The sequence below is a fragment of the Reyranella sp. genome (genome assembly GCF_050185545.1).
In the GTDB taxonomy this organism is placed as follows: domain Bacteria; phylum Pseudomonadota; class Alphaproteobacteria; order Reyranellales; family Reyranellaceae; genus Reyranella.
The window spans coordinates 3,624-9,650 of record NZ_JBFWZI010000233.1; the positions used below are offsets into that span (position 1 = coordinate 3,624).

Annotated in this window: 4 protein-coding genes; all 4 read left to right on the plus strand. The window is 68.1% G+C overall.

Annotated elements, in window-relative coordinates; translation table 11 throughout:
• The first annotated feature begins 186 nt into the window (after positions 1-186).
• The 4 genes from AB7O82_RS34055 (at position 187) to AB7O82_RS34070 (ending at position 6,013) form a co-directional block, all read left to right on the plus strand.
• Positions 187-1,398, plus strand: a complete 1,212-nt coding sequence (locus tag AB7O82_RS34055; RefSeq protein ID WP_428621397.1) for an efflux RND transporter periplasmic adaptor subunit — start codon at positions 187-189, stop codon at positions 1,396-1,398.
• Positions 1,395-4,544, plus strand: coding sequence for an efflux RND transporter permease subunit (locus AB7O82_RS34060; protein WP_428621398.1), 3,150 nt, complete (start codon positions 1,395-1,397; stop codon positions 4,542-4,544). Before AB7O82_RS34055 ends, AB7O82_RS34060 begins: the two co-directional genes overlap by 4 nt.
• A gap of 139 nt (positions 4,545-4,683) precedes the next feature.
• A complete protein-coding gene (locus AB7O82_RS34065; RefSeq protein ID WP_428621399.1) occupies positions 4,684-5,127 on the plus strand; it encodes a WapI family immunity protein in 444 nt (147 codons plus the stop codon).
• A gap of 19 nt (positions 5,128-5,146) precedes the next feature.
• Positions 5,147-6,013: a ribokinase gene (locus AB7O82_RS34070; RefSeq protein ID WP_428551232.1), complete on the plus strand. Its 867-nt coding sequence runs from the start codon at positions 5,147-5,149 to the stop codon at positions 6,011-6,013.
• Positions 6,014-6,027 lie beyond the last annotated feature (14 nt).

Sequence of the window (6,027 nt, forward strand, 5' to 3'; positions counted from 1 at the left end):
CCGTTCAGCGTGGCGCGACGCCCACCCTCGTTCCCCTAGCTCACACGTGAGAAAGACTCGCTCGTGGGTCAGGTCGATCATACCAAGGTATGTCTTTCGTCGCCGGCCTGTCGGCTCGATGCTGGCCTCCAACGATTGGCCATCGCGGCTGCGGGGACGCGACGCGCCTGTCGTCGGGAGTGACACATGCCGGACGAAGCTCGCCCTGCCCCTTCGAAGTCGCGTTGGATTGTCGTTGCCGGTCTCGTCGTGCTGGTGATCGCGGCCGGCGGCGGATGGCTTCTGCTGAAGCCCTCCGCGGCCTCGGCCCCTGCCGCTGCCCAGGCGATGCCGGCGCCGGGGGTCGGCGTGCGCCCGGCCGGCCTGCGCGGCGTCAGCCAGTCGTTCGAGTTCGTCGGCCGCATCAAGGCGATCGAGAAGGTCGAGGTCCGCGCCCGCGTCGAAGGCTTCCTCGACAAGGTGCTGTTCCGCGAGGGCCAGGTCATCAAGGCGGGCGACCTGCTCTACCAGATCGACAAATCCCAGTTCCTGGCCCGCGTCGAGGACGCCAAGGCCAACCTCGCCGTCGCCGAGGCCGAGCGGACCAATGCCCAGCTGCAGTACAAGCGCCAGCTCGAGCTCAGCCAACGCCAATACAGCCCGCAAAGCCAGGTCGACCAGAACAAGGCCGCCCTCGACCAGGCGAACGGGCGCATCATGCAGGCGCGCGCTGCGCTTACCCTCGCCGAAATCAACCTCGGCTACGCCGACATCCGCGCGCCGATCGACGGCCGCATCGGCCGGACGGCCTACACGGTCGGCAACCTCGTCAACCCGACCAGCGGCGTGCTGGCGACGATCGTCAGCCAGAACCCGGTCTATGTCGTATTCCCGGTGAGCGTTCGCGAGCTGCAGGCGATCCGCGAGGCACGGCGGCAAGAGGGCGGCGGGATGGCAAAGATCGACATCTTGATCCGGCAGTCGGACGGTCACGAGTACCCGCAGCGCGGCATCTGGAATTTCACCGATCCGCAGGTCGACCAGCAGACCGACACGCTCATCATGCGCGCCACCGTGCCCAACCCGGATGGCGAGCTGATCGACGGCGAGTTCGTCACCGCGGTGATCCGCGAACGCCAGGAGGAGCAGCGCCTGGTCGTGCCGCAGGCCGCCCTGCAGGTCGACCAGTCGGGCTACTACGTGCTGGTCGTCGACGGCCAGCACAAGGTCGAGCAGCGGCGCGTCCAGACCGGACCCAGCCGTGACACCGACATCGTCGTCGTCTCCGGGCTCACCGAGGGCGACAAGGTGATCGTCGACGGCATCCAGAAGGTACGGCCCGGTCAGGTCGTGCAGGAGGCCGTCCTGCCGCCGCCGGACCGACGCCAGGCAGTGGGGCGCCAGGAGAGGGGGCGATGATCTCCGGCCTCTTCATCGACCGGCCGCGACTCGCCTTCGTCGTGTCGATCGTGATCACGCTCGCCGGCTTGCTCGCCATCCTGCGGATCCCGGTGGCGCAGTTCCCCGACATCGTGCCGCCGCAGGTGACCCTAACCACGGTCTACCCCGGCGCCGACGCCGAGGTGGTCGAGGCGACGGTGGCTCAGCCGATCGAGCAGCAGATCACCGGGGTCGACAACGCACTCTACTACCAGTCGGCCAGCGGTACCGACGGCAGCTATACGCTCACCATCACCTTCGCCCTCGGCACCGATCCCGACATCAACACGGTGAACGTGCAGAACCGCGCCCAGCTCGCGACGCCGCTCCTGCCGCAGGAAGTGCAGCGGCAGGGCCTGACCATCCGCAAGAAGTCGGCGGCGCTCCTGCAGATCATCACGCTCCATTCGCCGCGCAACACGCACGACGCACTGTGGCTCAACAACTACGCCACCATCAACGTGCTCGATCCGCTGAGCCGGGTGCGCGGCGTCGGCCAGGCGAGCCTGTTCGGCGCGCTCGACTATTCGCTCCGGCTGTGGCTCGACCCTGACCGGCTGACCGCCTTCAATCTGACGCCGTCCGACATCGTGGCGGCGGTGCAGGGCCAGAACGTGCAGGCGGCGCTCGGCCGCATCGGCGCCGCGCCGCTGTCGCCCGACCAGCAGTTCCAGCTGACCATCAAGACCCAAGGCCGCCTCACCCGGCCCGAGCAGTTCAGCAACATCGTGGTGCGCGCCAATCCCGACGGCTCGGTGGTGCGCATCAAGGACGTGGCGCGCGCCGACCTCGGCGCCAAGAGCCAGGAGCGCTACTCGCGCTTCAACGGCGCGCCGGCGGCCGCCATCGGCATCTTCCAGGCGCCCGGCGCCAACGCCGTCGAGGTCGCCGCCAACGTCCGTCAGGTCATGGAGAGCCTGAAGCAGCGCTTCCCCGACGACCTCGACTACGAAGTGTTCTACGACTCGACGGTGTTCGTGACCTCGACCATCGACGAGGTGGTGCACACGCTGGTCATCGCCTTCCTGCTGGTCGCCGTCGTGGTCTTCCTCTTCCTCGGCAAGCTGCGCACGACCCTGATCCCGCTGCTCGCCGTGCCGGTGTCGATCGTCGGCACCTTCGCCGTGCTGCTGCTGATCGGCTACTCGGCCAATACCGTGTCGCTGCTGGCGCTGGTGCTGGCCATCGGCATCGTCGTCGACGATGCGATCGTGGTGATCGAGAATGTCGAGCGCGTCATCGAGGAGGAGCCGGACCTCACCGTCGCGCAAGCGACCAGGAAAGCGATGTCGGAGATCACCGCACCGATCATCGCCATCACCCTGGTGCTGCTCTCGGTGTTCGTGCCGGTGGCTTTCATCCCCGGCGTCAGCGGCACGCTGTTCCGCCAGTTCGCCGTCGCCGTGTCGGCCTCGATGGTGATCTCGGCGATCAATGCGCTGACCCTCAGCCCCGCGCTCTGTGCCGTGCTCTTGAAGCGCGGCCAGCCGCTCGGCGGGCCGATGCGGCGGGTGCTGGGGGCCGTCGACTGGTTGCGCGATGGCTATGTCGCGATCGTGCGCCGCCTGGTGCGCTGGGCAGCCTTCGGCGTCGTCGCCGCGATCCTGGTCGGCGGGGCCGCGTTCGGCCTGTTCCGCATGACGCCGCAAGGCTTCCTGCCGGCGGAAGACCAGGGCGCCTTCTTCATCGCCATGCGCCTGCCCGAGGGCGCCTCGCTCAACCGCACCGAGGCAATCGTGACCGAGGTCGAGAACATCGTCGGGCCGATGCCCGGCGTGCAGGGCGTGGTCTCGGTTGTCGGGCTCAACTTCATCGACTACGTGGTGTCATCCAACAGTGCGTTCTTCGTCGTCCGGCTGAATCCCTACGAGGACCGTACCGCGGCGGCGCAGAAAGTCGATGCCATCCTGGCGGCCCTGCGGCCGAGGCTCGCCGCCATCCAGGGCGCCGTCGTCTTCCCCTTCAACCTGCCCCCGATCCTGGGCCTCGGCAGCACCGGCGGCTTCCAGTTCGTGCTCGAGGCCCTGCAGGGCCAGTCGCCCAACGACCTCTCGGCGGCGACGCGCGCGCTGCTCGTGGCAGCCAACCAGCAACCCGAGCTCGCCGGCGTGTTCACCACCTTCGCCGCCGACACGCCGCAGATCTATCTCGATATCGACCGCGACAAGGCGCAGGTGCTGGGCGTCAAGGTGAGCGACGTGTTCAACGCCCTCCAATCGACCCTGGGCGGCTACTACGTCAACGACTTCAACCTGTTCGGCCGCACCTGGCAGGTCAACATCCAGTCGGAGGCGCGCAACCGGGACGCCATCGACGACATCTACCGCGTCTACGTGCGCAACAACCAGGGCGCCATGGTGCCGATCCGCGCGCTTGCCCAGGCGCGCCTGGTGCAGGGGCCGCAGACGGTGATCCGCTACAACGGCTTCCGCGCCGCAATCATCAATGGCGCCCCCGCGCCGGGAGTCAGCTCGGGCCAGGCGCTGGCCGCCATGGAGCGCATTGCAGGCTCGACACTGCCACCGGGCTACGGCTTCGAATGGACGGCGACGGCGCTGCAGGAGAAGGCCGCGAGTGGCCAGACCGCCATCGTGCTCGGGCTCGCCATCCTGTTCGCCTACCTGTTCCTGGTGGCGCTGTACGAGAGCTGGAATATCCCGATTCCGGTTCTGCTGTCGGTCAGCGTTGCCGTGCTGGGGGCGATCGTCTGCGTGGTGCTCGCCGGGCTCGCCTTCGACGTCTACGCCCAGATCGGCCTGGTGGTTCTGGTAGCGCTCGCCGCCAAGAACGGCATTCTGATCGTCGAGTTCGCCGTCGAGCAGCGCCGGCATGGCAACGGCCTGCTCGACTCGGCGATCGAGGGCGCCCGCCTGCGCTTCCGGCCCGTGGCGATGACCAGCTTCGCCTTCATCCTCGGCCTGTTGCCGCTGGTCTTCGCGGAAGGCGCCGGCGCCGCCAGCCGCCGCGCCGTCGGCACGCCGGTGTTCGGCGGCATGATCGCCGCCGCCGTCCTGGGCATTTTCGTCATCCCGATGCTGTACGTCGTCTTCCAGTCCCTGCGTGAGCGCGTCTCCGGCAAGGCCGCGGTGGCGCCAAATGCGGAGCCGAAGACGGCCGCAGAGTAGCCGCCTCAAAGCCCTTCTACGAAAATGCGCTGGGGGCGCGCCACTGGAGTGGCGCGCCCCCAGCGCATTTTCATCGAAGAGAGTGAGGAGAGTCTGCCAACCCTTTCTCATCCGCCGCCGACAGGCTATCGATGGCCCTGTGGACGAGACGCACACAGCCGACCTGAAACTCGCCGGATTGCGCATCTGGGTGCATGGGTGGCAGTTTCCCGATACCATGGACTACCGGGACGGCAATTGGCTGAGGGTTACCGTCCGATGCGGCGGTGACGGCGGCAGCGTCGTCGTTCGCGGGCCCATCCTGCATCTCTCGGAGCTGACCCGGTGGACAGGCGAAGCCGAGAAGCTTCTGGAAGCGCTTGCCGGTGAGGCGCGTCTGTCCTGCCTGGAACCGAATCTCTCCGTGCTGCTCAAGGCCGCATCGCGCGGCCAGATCATGATGGAGGTCGCGATCACACCGGACCACCTGACGCAAAAGCACTGGTTCCAGTTCGAGATCGATCAGAGCTACCTGCCCGCCCTGATCGTGCAATGCCGAGCCATTCTCGAGACCTATCCCCTCCGCGGCGAGCGGACCGCCTGATGGCCGAGGCGCCATCGTCATGAGCCGCGTCGCAGTCATCGGCAATGCCGGGCTCGACCTGCCGCTCGCGGTGCCCCGCCTGCCGCTGCCCGGCGAAACCCTGATCGGCCGTCCCGACGCACGAGCGCCGGGCGGCAAGGGCCTGAACCAGGCGGTCGTGGCGGCACGCTGCGGCGGCGAGGTGCGGTTCTGTGCGCCGCTCGGCAACGACCCCGCCGAAGCCGCGATGCTCGAAGGATGTCTGCGACGCGAAGGCTTCGCCAAGCTCGATCTGCCGCGGCTCCCCTATCCCACCGACTTCTCCCTGCTCATGGGGCTTCCCGGCGGCGAGAACAGCATCGTCAGCACCAGCGCCTGCTCCCTTGCCTTGACCTTCGCACAGGCCGAGCCCGCCCTGCGCGGTCTTCACGAGGGCGACGTCGTCCTCCTGCAAGGCAACCTGGCGCTCGACACCACCGGCGTGATCCTCACCTTGGCACGCCGACAGGGCGCCACGACGGTGTTCAACCCGGCGCCTTTCTGGCCGGGTGCCGAGGCCCTCGTCGAGCAGTGCAGCCTCGTCATCGCCAACCGGCTCGAGGCGCAAGCGCTGGGCCCGTCACTGCACGCCGCCCGCGCCGCGATCGTCACGAGCGGTGGCGAGGGCTGCACGCTGATGGAGGGCGGGCGCCGGCAATCCTTTCCTGCGGAACCCGTCACGGCGGTCGACACGACAGGCTGCGGCGATGCCTTCTGCGGTGTGGTCGCCGCGCTGCTGGCGAGAGGGTTGGCGATCGCCGATGCGATTCCGCCCGCCCAGAAGGCTGCCGCCGTCACCGCGACACGACGCGGTGCCTACTCGGCGTTGCCGTCCCGCGATGAGATCGGCTCCATCTTACGCAACTGATCCTTCATTGATTC